The sequence below is a fragment of the Pseudomonas sp. Pseusp3 genome (assembly GCF_047304225.1).
GTDB lineage: Bacteria > Pseudomonadota > Gammaproteobacteria > Pseudomonadales > Pseudomonadaceae > Aquipseudomonas > Aquipseudomonas fluorescens_CD.
Map to the genome: position 1 here is coordinate 1 of NZ_JBGLYV010000283.1, position 254 is coordinate 254.

A 254-nucleotide genomic window follows, 5' to 3' on the forward strand; every position below is an offset into this window, starting at 1 on the left:
CGTAGTCGGGCATGCCGACCATCAGGCGCGCGGCCTGACCGAGGTATTTACCGAGGCGACTCAGGTCATTGAACATGGTGCAAATCCTCGATCACGCTTCCGGCTGCGCCTGGAATGGCGATTCTTTATCCGTACGCTCCTTGCTGCCCCAGGCGGAAATACCGACCTTGAGCGCATAGAACAGGATGCTGAACACCACGAACAGGAACAGCGCGGTCAGCGTTGCGTTGGTGTAGGCGTTGAAGATCACGTGC

At 58.3% G+C, this 254-nt stretch carries 1 protein-coding gene and 1 pseudogene; both read right to left on the reverse strand.

The window, feature by feature from the left end:
- Positions 1-76 (reverse strand): annotated as a pseudogene (locus ACCD00_RS30875) (hypothetical protein); the annotation flags it as partial.
- A 15-nt stretch (positions 77-91) separates the two neighbouring features.
- On the reverse strand, positions 92-254 hold a 163-nt coding region (locus ACCD00_RS30880), incomplete at its 5' end, for a hypothetical protein (protein WP_413428953.1).